The following is a 17,960-nucleotide window of genomic DNA, read 5'->3' as shown; positions in this document are numbered from 1 at the left end:
AACATGACGACACTCGGCGCACTCGTGATCCTGTATCACCCGAGCGACGCGCAGCTCGACGCGCTCGGCACCTGGCGGCACGCGTGCGACACGCTGCTCGTCGTCGACAACACGCCGCAGCCGGATGCGCGGGCCCGCGCACTGTGCGCCCGCGAGGGCATCGCGCTGCTGCATCACGGCAATCGTGGCGGCATTGCGGGAGCGTACAACGCGGGCCTCGCGGCGCTGTTTCGCGACCGCGTCGATGCGGTCGCGCTGTTCGACCAGGATTCGTCCGTGCCTGCCGCGTATTTCCCCACGATGCGCGACGTCTGCGCAGGGCTCGCGGGGCGTGCGTTCCTGGCCGGCCCGCGCATTTTCGACGAGAACGCGCGCAGCTTCCTGCCCGAACTCTCGACCAACGGGATCGGGCTGCGCCGCCTGCGCATCGAGCCGGGCGCGCCGCTGCAGCGCTGCGCGTTCCTGATCTCGTCGGGCTGCGTCGTGTCGCGCGATGCGTTCGACGTGCTCGGCCGCTTCGACGAGACGCTGTTCATCGATCACGTCGACACCGAGTACAGCTTTCGCGCACTGGCGCGCAACGTGCCGCTCTATGTCGTGCCGTCGCTGGTGCTGCCGCACCGGATCGGCGCGAAGCAGCGTCACGCGATCGGCCCTTTCGAAATGACGTCGATGAATCACTCGTGGCAACGGCGCTACTACAGCGCGCGCAATGCGGTGCAGCTCGGGATGCAGTACGGGCTGCGCTTTCCGGTGGCGATCGTGCCGAACCTGCTGACCGTGTGGCAGGTCGTGCAGATCGCGCTCGTCGAACGCGACAAGCGCGCGAAGCTCGCCGGCATCCTGTTCGGCGTCGCGGACGGCCTGTTCGGCCGGCTCGGCCCGCTCGAGCGCACGCGGCCGCGGCTGGCCGAGCGTGTGCCGCGCGTGCGGCAAGGGTGAGGGCGGCGATGCGGCGATCGATGAGGATGACCGGCTGGACGGCCGGCGTGCTGGCGGCATTGCTGGCGTTGGGCGGATGCGTGCCGACGGGCTTCCTGCCGTCGCTGTCGTTGCGCGCGCCGGCCGACGATGCGCTCGCGCAGACGGCCGGCCCCGGCGTGAACGGCGCGTGGCCCGCGCCGGACTGGGTGAAGCAGCTGCAGGATCCGCAGCTCGACGCGCTGGTCGCCGAGGCGTCGCAGAACAACCCCGACCTGCAGGTCGCGCAGGCGAGGCTGCGGATCGCACAGGCGCAGCTCCAGCAGTTCGATTCGTTGACGGGGCTGACGGGCACGGCCGGCGCAACGGTCAGCCGCGCGCGGATGCCGAAGCCGGGCGACGTCGCCGACGTGACGATCGGCGGCTACAAGGTGCCGGTGCAGATCTTCGGCGACCCGGCCGCGTCGCCGTCGTCGGTGTTCGTCGGGCTCAACTACCAGCTCGACCTGTGGGGCAGGAACCGCGCCGCGACGAAGAGCCTGATGTCGCTGCGCGAGGCGGCGCGGGTCGAGGCCGAGCAGGTGCGGCTTGCGATGTCGACCGCGATCGTCACCGTGTATTGCCAGCTCGACCAGGCGTATGCGACGCAGGAGCTGCTGCAGCAGAAGCTGAAGGTGAGCCAGCGCGTGACGACCGTGCTGCGCGAACGCACCGCGCGCGGGCTCGACAACGCGTACGACGCGAGCGATGCGTCGATCAAGCGCAGCAAGCTGCTCGCGCAGATCGCGCAGAACGACGAGCAGATCAAGCTCGCGCAACTGCAGCTCGGCGTGCTGTCGGGCCGCGGCCCGGAGCGCGGGCTCGCGCTGCAGCGGCCCCACGTCGGCAAGTTCGACAAGTTCGATGATGCGGCGCTGCCCGCGCGGCTGCCGGCCGGCCTCCTCGGTCGCCGGCCCGACATCGTCGCCGCACGGTTGCGTGTCGAAGCCGCGTTCGCGAATGCCGACTCGACGCGCGCGCAGTTCTATCCGGACGTGAACCTCGTCGCGCTCGGCGGCGTGTTCGCGCTGACGCCCGCGTCGCTGTTCTCGCGCGACGCGCTCGCCGGTTCCGTCGGCCCGGCGATCTCGCTGCCGGTTTTCGATCGCGGCCGGTTGAAGGCGAAGCTCGGTGCGGACGTCGCACAGGCCGACGTGGCGATCGGGTTGTACAACAAGACCGTCGACGACGCGCTCGGGCAGGTCGCGCAGCTCGTCACGTCGCTGCAGACGTCGCAGACGCTCGTCGCGCAGCAGCAGGATGCGGTCGCGGCCGCGCAGAAGATCGTGCAGATCGCGACCGACCGCCACCGGCGCGGCGTGCTGATGCAGAAGGACGTGGATGTCGCGGATCTCACGCTGATCGACGAGCGCGCGCAGTTGATCGCGCTGCTCGGCCGGCAGCGGACGCTGCGTGTCGGGCTGGTCGGCGCGTTGGGCGGCGGGTTCGATGCGGGCGCGGCGGTGGCGTCGGCACCGGCCATGCATCAGGCGCGCAGCGGGGCGGCAAGGCGCGGTGTGGCGACTGCTGCGGCTGCGAGCCGGGCGGCGGCCGGACCGTCGGCCGATGCGCGTCCGGGGAGCGGTGTCGTGCCGCCGGCCGCCGGCACGGCGAGTGTCGGACCCGCACGGCGCGACGAGGCAGTGCATCCGCCGACGGTCGGTGCGACGAACCCCGGCGCGACGTCTCGCGGTACCGCTGTTCTCGCGCGCCCGGCATCGGTGAGCCCGGCGCCGGGCTCGTCGGTCATGCCGGCGATACCTGTCCTCCAGCACGATCGTCTGATCGTCACGCAAAGCGACTGATGCACCACGACAACCTCCATACCGCCGCGCCGCCGGCCGCACTGAACGATCCTGCACTCGACACGCGCCGCGCGACGCGTCGCAAGCGCTTCATCGTGTTCTTCGTGGTCGTGCTGGCGGCCGCGCTTGCATGGATCGCATACTGGTTGCTGAGCGATCGCTATTACGAAGACACCGACGACGCGTACGTCGCCGGCAGCGTCGTCCAGGTCGCCGCGCAGATCCCGGGATCGGTGACCGACGTCGTAGTCGCCGATACGCAGGCCGTGCGCGCCGGCCAGACGCTCGTGAAGCTCGACGACACCGAGGCGTCCGTCGCGTTCGCGCAGGCGAAGGCGCAGCTCGCACAGGCCGTGCGGCAGGTCGCGAACGCGAAGATCTCGAACACGATGTACGTCGAGGCCGTGAACGCGCGGCGCGCCGACCTGTCGCTCGCGCAGCGCGCGTTCGCCGCGCGCTCGGGTGCATCGGTCGAGATCGTCGCACCCGAGGAACTCGCCCGTGCACGGGCGGCGGTCGCCGGTGCGCAGGCAAATCTCGCGGCCGCGCAGGCGCAGCTCGACGCGGCACGCGCGCTCGGCACCAGGCTGCCCGTCGACGAAAGCCCGGCCGTCGTGCAGGCGGCCGCGCAGTTCAAGCTCGCGTACCGCAACCTGAAGCGCACGACGATCGTCGCGCCCGTCGACGGCACGATCGGGCAGCGTTCAGTGCAGGTCGGCCAGCAGGTCGGGCCCGGCGTGCCGCTGATGTCGATCGTGCAGCTCGACCGGCTGTGGATCGAGGCGAATTTCAAGGAAGGGCAGATCCGCCACATGCGCATCGGGCAGCCTGTCGAGGTCGTGTCGGATCTCTACGGCTCGCGCGTGACCTATCGCGGCCGCGTGCAGGGCTTCTCGGCGGGGACGGGCAGCGCGTTCTCGATGCTGCCGTCGCAGAACGCGGCCGGCAACTGGATCAAGGTCGTGCAGCGCGTGCCGGTCGTGATCGCGCTCGAGCCGCGCGATCTCGCCGCGCATCCGCTGCGCGTCGGGCTGTCGATGCGCGCAACGGTCGACACGCACGACCGCAACGGCCACGCGCTCGACAGCGAGCCGCCGACGCCGGCCGTCAGCACGCGCGTGCACGACGGGGTGGCGAGCGATGCGGAGGCGGCGGCCGCGGCGGTTGTTCGCGAGAATCAGGGCGGGTAATGGGGGGTAAGGGGCGGGCGGTGGCGCGCCCCGATCGTGCAGGCGTTGCACGCGGGGCCGTTCGCGCCACCGCTGATGCGCGGGGGAACGGACGAGCGTATCGTCGCTCCCCCGCGCGCAGGCGGTCAGACTGCCCGCCTGCGCCGGGTCATGGTCAGAAGAACGCGAACTGGCCGCCGACGAGCGGCACCCGCGCCGCGTCGCCGGACGCCGTATTGCCCTTCATCGACGTCATCGCGAAACCTGCGAGTCCGCCATATCGCTGACCGTAGCCCTGCGTGTAGGCGATCCGGCTGGTGGTCGACGATGCTTGCGTCGTTCCGAAGTCCATTCCCACGATGCCGCCGAGCGTTGCATTCAGGCCGCCGCTCACGGTGCCTGACGACGACGATCGGTCGATCGTGCCGCCGTTGACGCCGACCAGGCCGCCGACCTTGGCGCGTGCGCCGCCGTTGACGCTGCCGCTTGCGTCGGACAGCACGATCGAGCCGTGCGTGTGGTTGCCGACGAGCCCGCCCGCATTGCTGTCGGCGCCGGCGGAAACGGCGCCTTGCGCATGCGACGAGGCGACCGTTCCGGTGTTGCGGCCGATCAGGCCGCCGGCGTCGCTATTGGCGAGAACCGATACCGTGCCGGACGCGTTGCCGTACTCGACGCGGCCGCCGTTCAAGCCGACGAGGCCGCCTGCGGTGCCGTTCGCGCCGACGGAAGCGCTGCCGGATGCGCTGGACCCCGACACACGACCGTCGTTGCGGCCGACGAGCCCGCCCGCCGTCGCATCGTTGCCGGCGACGGCGACCGTACCCGTGGCATTCGATTTGTCGATCGTACCGACGGCGGTGTTGATGCCGACGAGGCCACCCACCGTGCTGCGCGCACCGCCTGCGACGCCTCCGCTCGCGCGCGATGCGGCGATGGCGCCCGCGTTGACGCCGACCAGCGCACCGGCGGCGCTGGCCGTGCCGGCGGTGACGCGGCCGGACGCATCGGACCCGCCGACTGTGCCGGTGTTGCGCCCGACGAGACCGCCGACGGTTGCGCCCACGGTCGCGACCGACACGGCGCCGTGGCTCGACGAATCGCGGATGTCGCCGCTGTTGAAGCCGACGAGCCCGCCGAATCCGTTTTGTCCGTTGCTGGGCGACGTGCTGGTGGCCTGGATCGAGATGCTCGCGTCGGCACGGCTGCGGGCGATCGTCGCGGTGCCGAGCCGGCTGTCCGGCGACGTGATGTTTTCGCCGACGAGCCCGCCGAGCGCGGTCGTGTAGCGGTTGCCTTCGACGCGGCCCGACACCGATGCGCGGTCGATCGTGCCGCTCAGGTTCGTGCCGACGAGACCACCGGCGATGTTGGCGGCCGAGCCGCCGCTCGTCACGACGACATTGCGTGCATGCACGTTCGACAGCGTGCCCTGGATGTTCGCGCCGACCAGCGAGCCGACCATCACGGGCCCGATACCGTAGTTCGCCGTGCCGCGCGCCGACACCGAATCGAGCGTCAGGTTGGCAATCGTGCCGAAGTTTCCGGCGAACAGGCCCACGAACGGTCCGTCGTTGTAGACGGACAACCCGGAGATCGTATTGCCGAGGCCGTCGAACGTGCCGGTGAACGCCGCATCGCCGCCGATGCTGCGGAACGCGCCGCTGCCCTTGATCGTGTTGCCGAGCACGTAGCGGCCGTTCAGGTTCGTATCGACCGCGCGCAATTGGTCGACGTCATGGATCACGCGATAGGCCTGCCCGTTCGCGCTGAACGACGCATTCGCGCCCGACAGCGTGACGGTTGCGTTGTCGTTCAGCACATGTCCGTTACCCGAGTTCAGCGCGAGGGCAGCGTTCACGCCGGTCAGCGCGAGCGGACCGTCGATGTCGATGCGCTTCGCGGCGTTGACCTCCAGCCAAGCGCGGCTGCCGCGCGCGTTCAACGCGCGTTGCAGCTTCACGCCGCCGCGCTGCGACGCGAGCGACAGCGTGTGGTCGCTGCTCCAGTTGACGGGGCCCTCGATCGACAGATCGCCTGCCGTGTCGGTCAATGTGACGTGGGTGGTACCGAGGTTGCGCGACAGCGAGGCCGCGCCGATCGTCGCATTCGCGTCGTCGGCGACGCGCGCGTTCGCCGTATCGATCTTCCACGTGCCCGAGCGGCCGTTCGCGCCGCGCGTGTCGACCGTTGCATCGTCGGCAATGCGCACGTGCGTGCCGCGTGTCGCGACCTCGCCGCCCTGGCCGGCCGTGGCGCTCGCGTCGAGCGTGCCGCCAGCCAGCACGGTGCCGCCGTCGAGCGTGATGCGCCCGCCGCGGTTGCTCAGCCCGCGCGCCTCGATGGTGCCGGTGTTGTTGACCACCGCGTTCAGCAGGTCGCCCGCGGCGCGCGCGGTCATCAGCACCTCGCCGCCGTCGGCCTTCAGCAGGCCGCCGTTGCTCGCTTGCGCATCGACGGCGCCGCCTTCGACCTGCACGCTGAGCAGGTCGCTGCCGTCGAAGTTGACCTTGAACGCGTGGCCGGCGCCGAGCGCGATGCGGCCCATCTTCGCGTGGATCACGCCGGTGTTCGACACGCGCGCGCCGAGCAGCGCGACGCTGCCGCCGTCGGCGGCGGTGATGTTGCCGGCGTTGGCGACGGTAGCGGCGGAGGTGCCGGCGAAGCGGTAGTTGCCGGCGAGGAAGTCGGCGTCGGTGAGGTTCTGGGTGGACGCGACGAGACTGCCGACGTTGACCTGCGACCCGGCGCCGAACATCACGCCGTTCGGGTTGACGAGGAACACCTTGCCGTTGGCGTCGATGCGGCCGTCGATCTGGCTGCCGTGGGTGCCGATCACGCGGTTCAGTGCGATCGACGTGCTATCGGGTTGATGGAACGACACGCGTTCGCCGCCGGCGACGCCGAAGTCCTGCCAGTTGGTGATGAGCTTGTCGGAGTGCTGGTTGATGGACATCGTCCTGCCGTCGACCGACGTGGCGATGTCGGCCTGGCCGGCGACGACCGCGTGGCCGGTGGGCAGTGCGTGGGCGGGCAGGGCGGCGAGGCCGAGCAGCGACACGGCGCCGGCCGCGACGAGCTTGCTGCCGCCCGCCTTGCCGCGGCGGCGCGCGGTTTCCCCGACCGCGTTCCAGCACCCTTGTGCGTGATTCCATACCAATGCGTAGGTCTTGTTCATCGTTTTCGTTTCCTCGGTGATGAGTATATTGAGTTCATCAGTAAACCTAATAACCTGACTGATGAACCATGGCGCGGAATGAATTTCCGCTTCAAGCGGCGGACGATCATGCTGCCCGCCGCCGTGTGCCGGCGCAGGCGGTCAGACTGCCCGCCTGCGCCGGGTCACAGTCAGTGGATGCCGAACTGGTTGCCGACGAACGGCACGTTCATGGCTTCGCCCGATACCGTATTGCCCTGCATCGACGTCTTCGAGAAGCCCGCGATGCCGCCGTATTGCTGACCACGGCCAAACTCGTAGGCGACCCGGCTGCTGGTCGACGACGCTTGCGCGGTGCCCTGGTTCGTCCCGATGAGGCCGCCGAGGTTCGCGTACAAGCCGGCGCTCACGGTGCCGGACGACGACGACTGGCTGATCCTGCCGCCGTTGAGACCCACCAGGCCGCCGACGTTGGCGTTGCGGCCGCCCGTCGCGTTGCCGGTCGCGTCGGACAACTCGATCGTGCCGCCCGCGTGGTTGCCGACGAGCCCGCCGACATTGCTCTTGTTGCCGGCGACGACGGCCCCCGACGCATGCGAGCTTCGTACCGTGCCGCTGTTGAAGCCGACCAGTCCGCCCGCCTGGTTTGCACCGTCGGCCGTGACGGTGCCGCTCGCCCATGACGAATCGACGGTTCCGGTATTCCGGCCGATCAGGCCGCCGACCTCGCCGTTTTCGTCGGCCCGGACCGTGCCGGATGCGCTGACGTTCGTGACGCGGCCGCCGTTGGTACCGACGAAGCCGCCGACGCGGCTGGTCGCTTCGCCACGCACCGAGCCGTGTGCGGACGACGTGCTGATCGTCGAATTCGCGTCGGTGACGCCCGCAAAGCCGCCGATCGATTCGGTATCCATACCATCCACGTTGCCGCGTGCGCTGGATCCGTCGATGATGCCGCCGGCCGCGTTGCGGCCGACGAAGCCGCCCGCTGGCGCGCTTGCAAAGGTCATCACGTCGCCGCTTGCGTTCGACGCGTCGATTCTCCCTCGGTTGATGCCGACGAACCCGCCCGCGGCGCCGGCAGCGCCGCGCGCCGCCACGTAGCCATGTGCGTCCGATGCATGGATGCGGCCAGCGTTGGTGCCGACGAGCCCGCCAACCACGCCGTTATCTCCCGCGAAAACCTCGCCGGTCGCATTGGAGCGGTCGACGTGCCCGTCGTTCACACCGACGAGGCCGCCCGCGATGCCGTTTGTCGCGGCTTCGACGTTGCCGGATGCGTAGGAGCTCGTCACCTGGCCGCTGTTGCGACCGACGAGGCCGCCGGCCGTGCCGCGCACGCCGGCCGTGAGACGGCCGCTTGCACGCGATGCGGCGATGGCGCCCGAGTTGACGCCGACCAGTGCGCCGGCAGTGCTTGCTGTGCCGGCGGTGACGCGGCCGGCCGCATCGGAGCCGCCGACCGTGCCGGTGTTGCGCCCGACGAGACCGCCGACAGCTGCGCCGGCGCCTGCGACGTACACCTGCCCCTTGCTCGACGAATCGCGGATATCGCCGCTGTTGAAGCCGACCAGGCCGCCGATCCCGGTTTTCTCGTTGTTGGGAAGCGTGCCGGCGACATCGATGGAGACGCTCGCGTCGGCGTGGCTGCTGGTGATCGTCGCGGTGCCGGAGCGGGCATCGGGCGACGTGACGTTCTCGCCGACGAGCCCGCCGAGGGCGGTCGTGTAGCGGTCGCCGGCGACGCGGCCCGACACCGACGCGCGGTCGATCGTGCCGCTCAGGTTCACGCCGACGAGGCCGCCGGCGACGTTGGAGGGCGCGCCGCCGCTCGTGACGGTGACATTGCGCGCGTGCACGTTCGACAGCGTGCCCCGGACGTTCGCACCGACCAGCGAACCCACCGCCACGGGCGCCCCACGGTAGTTCGCCGTGCCGCGCGCCGACACCGAATCGAGCGTCAGGTTGGCGATCGTGCCGCTATTGACGGCGAACAGGCCGACGAACGGCGCGCTGTTGTAGACGGACAGCCCGGAGATCGTATTGCCGAGGCCGTCGAACGTGCCGGTGAACGCCGCATCGCCGCCGATGCTGCGGAACGCGCCGCTGCCCTTGATCGCCTTGCCGAGCACGTAGCGGCCGTTCAGGTTCGTATCGACCGCGCGCAATTGGTCGACGTTGTGGATCACGCGATAGGCCTGCCCGTTCGCGCTGAACGACGCATTCTCGCCCGACAGCGTGACGGCTGCGTTGTCGTTCAACGCATGCCCGTCGCCCGAGTTCAGCGCGAGGCCGGCGTTGCGGCCCGTGAGCGCGACCTTGTCGTTGACGTTGATGCGTCGCGCGGCGTTGACGGCGATCCGAGCGTTCGCGCCGCTGGCCGTCAGCGACTTGCCGAGATTCACGTCGCCGTGCAGGGACGTCAGCGTGAGGTCGTGATCGCTGTTCCAGCCGATCGCGCCGTCGGTCGTCAGCGCACCGTTGGTGCTCGTCAGCTCGACCGCGGTCGTGCCGAGGTTGCGCGACAGCGAGGCCGCGCCGATCGTCGCGTTCGCGTCGTCGGCGACGCGCGCGTTCGCCGTGTCGATCTTCCACGTGCCCGAGCGGCCGTTCGCGCCACGCGTATCGACCGTTGCATCGTCGGCAATGCGCACGTGCGTGCCGCGCGTCGCGACCTCGCCGCCCTGGCTGGCCGTGGCGCTCGCATCCAGCGTACCGCCGGCCAGCACGGTGCCGCCGTCGAGCGTGATGCGCCCGCCGTGGCTGCTCAGTCCGCGCGCCTCGATCGTTCCGCTGTTGTTCACCACCGCGTCCAGCAGCCCGTTCGCCGCGCGCGCCGTCATCAGCACCTCGCCGCCGTCCGCCTTCAGCAGGCCGCCGTTGCGCGCCTGCGCATCCACCGCGCCGCGCTCGACCCGCAGGTTGAGCAGCCCGCTGCCGTCGAAGTTGACCTTGAATGCGTGGCCGGCGCCGAGCGCGATGCGGCCCATCTTCGCCTGGATCACGCCCGCGTTCGACACACGCGCACCGAGCAGCGCCACGCTGCCGCCGTCGGCGGCGGTGATGTTGCCGGCGTTGATGACGGATGCGGCCGACGTGCCGGCGAAGCGATAGTTGCCGGCGAGGAAGTCGGCGTCGGAAAGATTCTGCGTGGATGCAACGAGGCTACCGACGTTGACCTGCGATCCGGCGCCGAACACCACGCCGTTCGGGTTCACCACGAACACCCTGCCGTTGGCGTCGATCCGGCCGTGGATCTGGCTGCCGTTCGTCCCGAGCACGCGGTTCAGCGCGATCGACGAACTGCCGGGCTGGTGGAACGACACGCGTTCGCCGCCGGCGACGCCGAAGTCCTGCCAGTTGGTGATGAGCTTGTCGGAGTGCTGGTTGATGGACATCGTCTTGCCGTCGACCGACGTGGCGATGTCGGCCTGGCCGGCGACGACCGCGTGGCCGGTGGGCAGTGCGTGGGCGGGCAGGGCGGCGAGGCCGAGCAGCGACACGGCGCCGGCCGCGACGAGCTTGCTGCCGCCCGCCCTGCCGCGGCGGCGCGCGGTTTCCCCGACCGCGTTCCAGCACCCTTGTGCGTGATTCCATACCAATGCGTAGGTCTTGTTCATCGTTTCCTCGGTAACGAATGAGTTTGTGATTGATCAGTTAACCTAATCGATCGATCGCGAAGCAGAACGGCTTCCCGCTTCATGCGGCGGACGGTCATGCGGCCCGCCGTCGGGTTGCCGGCCCGCGGCGCTGCCGGGCCGGCCGTTGGCGCCGGGCGACTCAGAAATACTGGGTCGCCTGGAGCCAGACTCCTGGCGACCGCGTGATCGCGGCCACGTCGTCGGACCTGCCGAACGGTTGCGAGACCGCGACGTTGACCTGCCGGCTCGCGCCGTACCAGCCGACGCCGACTCCGGCCGACGACAATTGCAGCGTGTTGCGTTCCCGGTTCCACGGCTGCTTGTTGAGCTGAACGCGTCCCGTATCGACGAAGGTGCTGACCTGCCACCCCGGCGCGGCGAGATAGCGCAATTCCGCGCTGGCCTGCCAGCCCTGGTCGCCGCTGCCTTCGCCCAGCGCATAGGCGCGCACGCCATACGGGCCGCCCAGGCTGAATTTTTCCGACGAGTCGAGATTGCGCGATGCGAGTTGCGCGCTGAGCTGGACGTAGAGCTGCAGCCGCGCGGTGAGGGCCTGCAGCCGCAATGCACTGATGTTCAGCTTGGCGAAGCGGCCGTGCGTTTTCGCGAGCCAATCGGATTCGAGCGGATCGTTGCCGCTCATCCGGCCGATGCCGAACGTCACGGACGCGCTGCTGCGGCCGCCGCCCAGCCAGTCGTCCTGGTTATTGCCGGTGAGGCTGAGAGACCCCATGTGGATGCGCTTCGCGCCGTGCACGTCGAATGCGTCGTAGTCGTCGCGCAGCCGCTTGTTTTCGTAGAGAAGCTGCGCGCTGACGTTCGCGCGACGGCTGCGCAGCAGCGGTTGCGCGACGAACGCGCTTTGCACCGACGCACGGCCGTGATAGTCGAGATCGTCGAAGCTCCCGCCGACCCGGTAGCGCATGTCGGAATACGCGACGCCGAGCCGCGTCGACGCGGGGCCGACGGGCAACTGATAGGCCGCGCGGTAATAGCGCTGACGCGCGTCGCTGGTCAGCCCGCGCAGCGTGAACTGATCGCCGAGCCGCAGCGGCGCCTCGACGTCGACGCTGCCGGTGGCGCGATAGCGGCCGGTGAGCGCGTCGCCGTAGTTGTCGAGATCGAGCGAGCCCGACGCGAACGGGCCGCGCTCGACGTCGACGGAGAGGTCGGTCGTGCCGGCTTCGGCACCCGGGCGCAGCGTGCCTTTCGCCGCGACGCCCGCCAGATCGTCGAGCAGCAACAGGCTGCGCTCGAGCGCGTCGCCCTGCACGGCATCGCCGTGCCGGAGGCCGGCGAGCGGCCGGCGCAGGACACTGTCCAGCACGCGCGAGCGATTGTTCAGCTCGACGGCGCCGTAGCGCCCTTCGAGCACGTCGATGCGCACGGTGCCGCCCTCGATGTCCTGCCGCGGCAGATAGGCGCGCGCGAGCACGTAGCCGTGTTCGCGGTAATACATGGAGATCCGGTCGGCGGCTTGCCGGAGTTCGTCGAAGCTCAGTTCGCGGCCGACGAGATCCGCGAGGAGCGGTTGCAGGTGTTCGGCATCGAACGCACGATTGCCGCCGATCACGAATGCATGCACCCGTACGCGCGGCCCCGCGTCGCTGGCCGGCGGTGGCTTCGCGTCGGGCGGCGGCGGGATGGCGAGATCAGGCGGCGTGTCGGCGGGGAGGGTGGGGCGTGTGGCCTCGATGTCGCGCATCGATTGCCCGGCGCTCGGCGGCAACGCGTGCGCAATGCCCGGCAGCAGCAGTGCGGCGCCGATGCGCCAGATCGAGAGCCGCTCCCATTGTGTCGTGCGGACGGCGCGGCCGGCTCGATGCCGTGGATGAGATGTGTTGCGTAACGGCAGCCGCCGGCCTGACGCCGCCGGTACGGCGGCGGCATCGGAATCGGCGTGCTGGGGGATGCTGCGGAAAGGACGAATTTTCACCCTCGACTGATTGGCGCCAATGGCGCGTTGAGCGTCGGGGATACTACGGAACGTCGCCGCCTATTCATATTGGATAAGTACTAGGCACGCGGCGTAATCGATTTGTCTCGTCAGATTTTGTCGAAAACGGGGTGCGCCGCGCCGGATGCGCGTGCAGACGCCGTCCGGCGCGCCCATGTCGGCCCGAATCAAACCCATGTCGCGTTTGAGACATCGGCGCCCCTGTCTCCGGGACTACTCTCGAACAGCACGCTGTCGCGTGCGGCAGCGCCATCCAACGAGACATGGAGACAATACGATGAGCAGCAATCGAGGTGTCGTCTATCTTGGGCCGGGCCAGGTCGAAGTTCAGAAAATCGATTATCCGAAGATGGTCGATCCGAGCGGCCGCGCGATCGGCCACGGCGTGATCCTGAAAGTGGTCAGCACGAACATCTGCGGTTCCGACCAGCACATGGTGCGCGGCCGCACGACCGCGCCGGTCGGCCTCGTGCTCGGCCACGAAATCACGGGCGAGGTGGTCGAGATCGGCCGCGACGTCGAGACGCTGAAGCTCGGCGATCTCGTGTCGGTGCCGTTCAACGTCGCGTGCGGCCGCTGCGCGATGTGCAAGGACACGCATACGGGCGTGTGCCTGAACGTGAACCCGTCGCGTGCCGGCGGCGCCTACGGTTACGTCGACATGGGCGGCTGGATCGGCGGCCAGGCCGAGTACGTGCTCGTGCCGTATGCCGATTTCAACCTGCTGAAATTCCCCGACCGCGACCAGGCGATGGCGAAGATCCGCGACCTGACCTGCCTGTCCGACATTCTGCCGACCGGCTATCACGGCGCGGTGAGCGCGGGCGTGAAGCCGGGCTCGACGGTCTACATCGCGGGCGCGGGCCCGGTCGGGATGGCGGCGGCCGCATCGGCACGCCTGCTCGGCGCGGCCGTGACGATCGTCGGCGACATGAACGCGGAACGTCTCGCGCACGCGCGGGCGATGGGCTTCGAGACGGTCGACCTGTCGAAGGACGCGTCGCTCGGCGAGCAGATCGAGCAGATTCTCGGCGTGCCCGAGATCGACTGCGCGGTCGACTGCGTCGGCTTCGAGGCACACGGCCACGGTTCGTCGGGCCACGCGGAAGAGGCACCGGCCACGGTGCTGAACTCGCTGATGGAAATCACGCGGCCGGCCGGCGCGATCGGCATCCCGGGCCTGTACGTGACGGACGATCCGGGCGCGAAGGACAAGGCCGCGCAGCACGGCAGCCTGAGCATCCGCTTCGGCCTCGGCTGGGCGAAGTCGCACTCGTTCTTCACGGGCCAGACGCCGGTGCTGAAGTACAACCGCAACCTGATGCAGGCGATCCTGTTCGACCGTCTGCCGATCGCGAAGATCGTCAACGTCGAAGTGATTTCGCTCGACCAGGCGCCGGAAGGCTACAAGAAGTTCGACGGCGGCGCGCCGCGCAAATTCGTCATCGACCCGCACGGGCTGCTGGCGGCGTAACGCGGCTGAAGGCACGGTAGACGAAGAGGGCCGGGGCGGTCGAACGCTCCGGCCCTTCGTGCATGCGGACCTAATGCCCGTGATAGAGCCGGGTAGCGTGCATCCCGTTCGACGCTTGCTGTTGCCGCGCCTGCTGTTGCCGCGCCGGCTCGGGGCGCGCGTCGACGGGGCGGATCATCGGCGGTGCGGGATGTGTCACGGAGGGCCTGTTCCGCAGTTCCGCGGTGCGGATCGGCGCGGCATGCGCCCGTGCGCAGCCGGGTGCGGCATGGGCCTTGCACGGCCGCGCGGCAACCGTCGTGCCCGGCGCGCGCGCGGCGCTCGCATGCCGCATGCCGGCCGGCGCCGCGCTTGCGATCGTCCGGTCCGCGGGTTGATCCACGCTTGGGCCGACGGCCGCGTCGGCCACGAGTTGCTCTTCGTCGAGCGCATGAAACGGATAGGCCGGCAGCTCCAGCGGCAGCACCGGATCGCCGGGCAGCGACACCAGCGGTGACGCCAGGTCCGCCGGCGTGCGCAAATCGCCGATGATCGCCGATGCACTCGGCAGGTTCGGTGCGCGGCAGGCGGGGTCCGCCTGGCACATCCTGTCGAGCGCGACGTAGCCGCCGAACACCAGCACGAGCGTCGCGAGGCTCAGCATCGGCGCCGACGACGCGCGCGGCTGATGGATCGCGGCGTGATGCAGAAAACGTGCGATGCGCGCAGGCCAGCTGTCGAACGATGGCCGCGCCGGGCCGCCGGCACGCGCATCGAACGGCCAGTTCCACTTCCCGCATACGGGGCAATGCTCGAGCGCGCGGAAAGCGACGAAGCCGCACTGACTGCAGCGATAACCGGCCGCCTGTCGCGATCTGGCATGCGCGTTCAGCGCACCCTTCAGGGTGTCGCGCGCGATGACTTTCCGGCTGAGCAGGACTTGCATCGTTCGACGAGGACGGACCCGCCCGACTGACCGAACGCAATCCGCCCGAATCCATTCATGCCGCGCGCTCCATGGCGGCGTCGTACCGACCGCGACAGGCCGCACCGTTCAGGCGCGCGCGCAGGAGCAGCGCTTGCTGCGCGTCGCGCACATTGGCCGCCTGTCCCTTCCAGGCTGCAAGCGGCGGTTCCTGCAGCGCGCGTCCATAGGAAAAGCTCAACAGCCACGGCCGTCCGGAGAGGCGATTCATCGCGTCGAGATTGGCCGTCGCTTCCTCGGGCGTCTGCCCGCCGGACAGGAAGAAGATGCCGGGGACTTCGGCCGGCACGACGCCGCGCAACAGACGGACCGTCGCGTCGGCAACCTCGGCGGGCCCTGGCTGCGCCGCGTGCTCCTTGCCCGGCACGACCATGCTCGGCTTGAGCAGCATGTGCGCCAGCACGACCCGATGCCGATGCAGCGCGTCGAACACCGCGTGCAGCACCGCGTCGGTCACGGCTGCGCATCGCGCGATCGAATGATCGCCGTCGATCAGCACTTCCGGCTCGACGATCGGCACGATGCCGGCTTCCTGGCAGATCGCCGCATAGCGTGCCAGCGACTCGGCGTTCGCCTCGATCGCGAGGCGGCTCGGCAGCGTGTCGGACACGTTGTACACCGCGCGCCATTTCGCGAAACGCGCGCCTTGCTGCTTATAGCGATCGACGCGAATCGCGAGCCCGTCCAGCCCTTGCGTGATTTCGTCGCCGGGCGCGTGCGCGAGCGGTATCTTGCCCGTGTCGACCTTGATGCCGGGCACGATCTGCTGGCGCTCGGCGAGTTCGGGCAACGGCGTGCCGTCGTCCGCGCGTTGCCCCAGCGTCTCTTCATACAGGATGACGCCGCTGATGAATTCGCCGAGGCCCGGCGTCGACAGCAACAGGCTGCGCCACGCGCGGCGGTTCTCCTCAGTCGATTCGAGCGCAATCGTCTTGAAGCGCTTCGCGATGGTCGGGCCGCTTTCGTCGGCGGCCAGCAGGCCCTTGCCGTCCTGCACGAGCGCGTCGATCGTCGCCTGGAGTTCGCTGTCGGTGCTCATCTGATCGCCTCCATGAAGACCGCGATGCAGCGCCACGCGGCCGGGTCGCTTCCACGTTGCGCGTCGCAACGTCAGTGCTCCGATCTTCATTTTTTGTCGCGCGTCGAGCAGAACGCAAGGCGCGCGATGATTTTGATTTACGCGCGATGGGCGAGGCACGTCCCGTGCTACTGCCGCTGCCGCGCCGCGAGCGCGCCGATGGTCTGCATCGCGTGCTCGACGGCCGGTGTCCACGGCCGGCCGTAATTGAGCCGAAGATAGCGGCGGAATCCGCCGGTCGCGGAAAAGATCGGCCCCGGCGCGATGCTGACGCCGTTTTCCATTGCATCGCCGAACAGGTGCATCGCGTCGACGCGCGGCGGCAGTTCGATCCACAGGAAATACCCGCCGCGCGGCGCGAACACTTCGGTGCCGTCCGGAAAATACGTGCGCACGGCCGCCAGCATCTGCGCCTGGTGCGCGGCGAGATTGCGGCGCAGCTTGCGCAGGAAGCGGTCGTATCCGCCGTCCTGCAGATAGCTCGATATCGCCAGTTGCGCCGGCACGTCGGCCGACGGCGCCGCGACGCATTGCGCGTGCCGGATCTGATGCACGTAGCGTCCGGCCGCGACCCAGCCGATCCGGAACCCGGGCGCGAGGCATTTCGAGAACGAACCGCAATGCAGGACGAGCCCGCTGTCGTCATACAGTTTGGCCGGGCGCATCGGCGCGGACCCGAAATACAGCTCGCTGTAGACGTCGTCTTCGATCAACGGCACCTGATACGCGGTGAGCAGGTCGATCAGCGCGCGCTTGCGCTCGTCGGTCAGCGTCGCGCCGGTCGGGTTGTGGAACGACGTCATGAACCAGCAGGCGCGAATCGGATGCTGGTCGAGCGCTTCGGCGAGTGCGTCGAGATCGAGGCCGGTGCGCGGGTCGACCGGAATCTCGACGGCCTTCAGGTGCAGGCGTTGCACGGCCTCCAGCGCCGCGTGGAATGCCGGTCGTTCGATCGCGACGATATCGCCCGGGCGGGTCAGTGCCTGCAGGCTGAGCGTCAGCGCTTCGAGCGCGCCGGTCGTGATCACGATCTCGTCCATCGGCAACGCCGCGCCTGCCTTCAGGTAGCGCAGCGCGATCTGGCGGCGCAGCCCTTCGTCCCCGGGCGGAAAACCGGACAGCAGCGCCGTGCGATCCATGTTGCGGGCCGCCGACGCCATCGCACGCCACAGGCCGCTCATCGGGAACAGCGAATAGCTGGCGAATGCCGACCCCAGCTGAACGATGTGCTGATCCTTGATGGAATCCATGAGCCTGGCGAGCGCATCGTCGACGCCGCTGCGTGCAGCGGGCGGCTTGCGCGGCGGGCCGTGGCTCGGGCGCGCGCGCTTATCCCCGACATCCGAAACGAAATAACCGGATCGCGCCCGCGCGACGATCAGACCCTCGCTTTCGAGCGCGTAGTACGCGCGAAACACGGTCGTCGGGCTGACCTTGAACGCCTTGCTGGCGTCGCGAATGGTCGGAATGCGCGCACCGGGCACCAGATCGCCGCGCCGAATGGAATCGGCTATCGTCTGCGCCAGCGCCGCATATCGCTTCATGCGTGTCCTCTGCCGATCCGTGCCTCGTTGAAAAAAAGAGTAGCACGGGGCATCTCGCGCACCATCTGGTCCTCATATCTGATCCGCTTGTTTTTTCAAGGCCCTGATCCTTTTCATTTGCACGGTTCACGGGCATCCTCTCGGCACCTTTTTTCATCCGGTGTCCAATCCATACGGAATTCACGCTGCCCGACGGCTGATCCGTGGTCCT

10 protein-coding genes are annotated in these 17,960 nt (G+C 69.2%); 4 read left to right on the top strand and 6 right to left on the bottom strand.

Features of this window, described 5'->3' with window-relative positions; genetic code table 11:
• Positions 1–3: 3 nt before the first annotated feature.
• From WT26_RS32120 to WT26_RS32110, 3 genes are read left to right on the top strand one after another with little or no spacing between them, the layout of a single operon-like run.
• The gene (locus WT26_RS32120; RefSeq protein WP_069274824.1) at positions 4–942 is read left to right on the top strand and encodes a glycosyltransferase family 2 protein; all 939 of its coding nucleotides are present in this window, start codon (positions 4–6) and stop codon (positions 940–942) included.
• 20 nt (positions 943–962) lie between these two features.
• Positions 963–2,765: an efflux transporter outer membrane subunit gene (locus WT26_RS32115; RefSeq protein ID WP_420480958.1), complete on the top strand. Its 1,803-nt coding sequence runs from the start codon at positions 963–965 to the stop codon at positions 2,763–2,765.
• Positions 2,765–3,955: an efflux RND transporter periplasmic adaptor subunit gene (locus WT26_RS32110; protein WP_059525185.1), complete on the top strand. Its 1,191-nt coding sequence runs from the start codon at positions 2,765–2,767 to the stop codon at positions 3,953–3,955. Before WT26_RS32115 ends, WT26_RS32110 begins: the two co-directional genes overlap by 1 nt.
• Positions 3,956–4,109: 154 nt before the next feature.
• On the opposite strand, the gene WT26_RS32105 is transcribed toward WT26_RS32110, so the two are convergent.
• The 3 genes from WT26_RS32105 to WT26_RS32095 all read right to left on the bottom strand — a co-directional run bounded on the left by WT26_RS32105 (position 4,110) and on the right by WT26_RS32095 (position 12,668).
• Positions 4,110–7,112 carry a filamentous hemagglutinin N-terminal domain-containing protein gene (locus tag WT26_RS32105; RefSeq protein WP_069271609.1) on the bottom strand — a complete coding sequence of 1,001 codons (3,003 nt, stop codon included), beginning with the start codon at positions 7,110–7,112 and terminating at the stop codon, positions 4,110–4,112.
• 170 nt (positions 7,113–7,282) lie between these two features.
• Entirely contained in the window at positions 7,283–10,711 is a 3,429-nt protein-coding gene (locus WT26_RS32100; protein WP_069274822.1) for a GLUG motif-containing protein, read from the bottom strand.
• A 160-nt stretch (positions 10,712–10,871) separates the two neighbouring features.
• Positions 10,872–12,668, bottom strand: coding sequence for a ShlB/FhaC/HecB family hemolysin secretion/activation protein (locus tag WT26_RS32095; protein WP_335622469.1), 1,797 nt, complete (start codon positions 12,666–12,668; stop codon positions 10,872–10,874).
• 298 nt (positions 12,669–12,966) lie between these two features.
• Between WT26_RS32095 and fdhA the strand changes: the two genes are divergently transcribed.
• Positions 12,967–14,163, top strand: coding sequence for a formaldehyde dehydrogenase, glutathione-independent (gene fdhA, locus WT26_RS32090; RefSeq protein ID WP_059525191.1), 1,197 nt, complete (start codon positions 12,967–12,969; stop codon positions 14,161–14,163).
• A gap of 70 nt (positions 14,164–14,233) precedes the next feature.
• On the opposite strand, the gene WT26_RS32085 is transcribed toward fdhA, so the two are convergent.
• From WT26_RS32085 to WT26_RS32075, 3 genes are all read right to left on the bottom strand, one after another.
• The gene (locus WT26_RS32085) at positions 14,234–15,088 is read right to left on the bottom strand and encodes a hypothetical protein (RefSeq protein WP_069271607.1); all 855 of its coding nucleotides are present in this window, start codon (positions 15,086–15,088) and stop codon (positions 14,234–14,236) included.
• A 55-nt stretch (positions 15,089–15,143) separates the two neighbouring features.
• On the bottom strand, positions 15,144–16,166 hold the full coding sequence (locus WT26_RS32080) for a class I fructose-bisphosphate aldolase (RefSeq protein ID WP_059803455.1): 1,023 nt from the start codon (positions 16,164–16,166) through the stop codon (positions 15,144–15,146).
• 167 nt (positions 16,167–16,333) lie between these two features.
• Complete coding sequence (locus tag WT26_RS32075) at positions 16,334–17,749, bottom strand: PLP-dependent aminotransferase family protein (RefSeq protein ID WP_069274821.1); 1,416 nt, start codon at positions 17,747–17,749, stop codon at positions 16,334–16,336.
• Positions 17,750–17,960 lie beyond the last annotated feature (211 nt).

Origin of the sequence: Burkholderia cepacia (assembly GCF_001718835.1) — a bacterium.
Lineage (GTDB): Bacteria > Pseudomonadota > Gammaproteobacteria > Burkholderiales > Burkholderiaceae > Burkholderia > Burkholderia cepacia_F.
The sequence above is the reverse complement of the archived record's forward strand: the minus strand, read 5'-3'. Positions and strand labels throughout refer to the sequence as shown.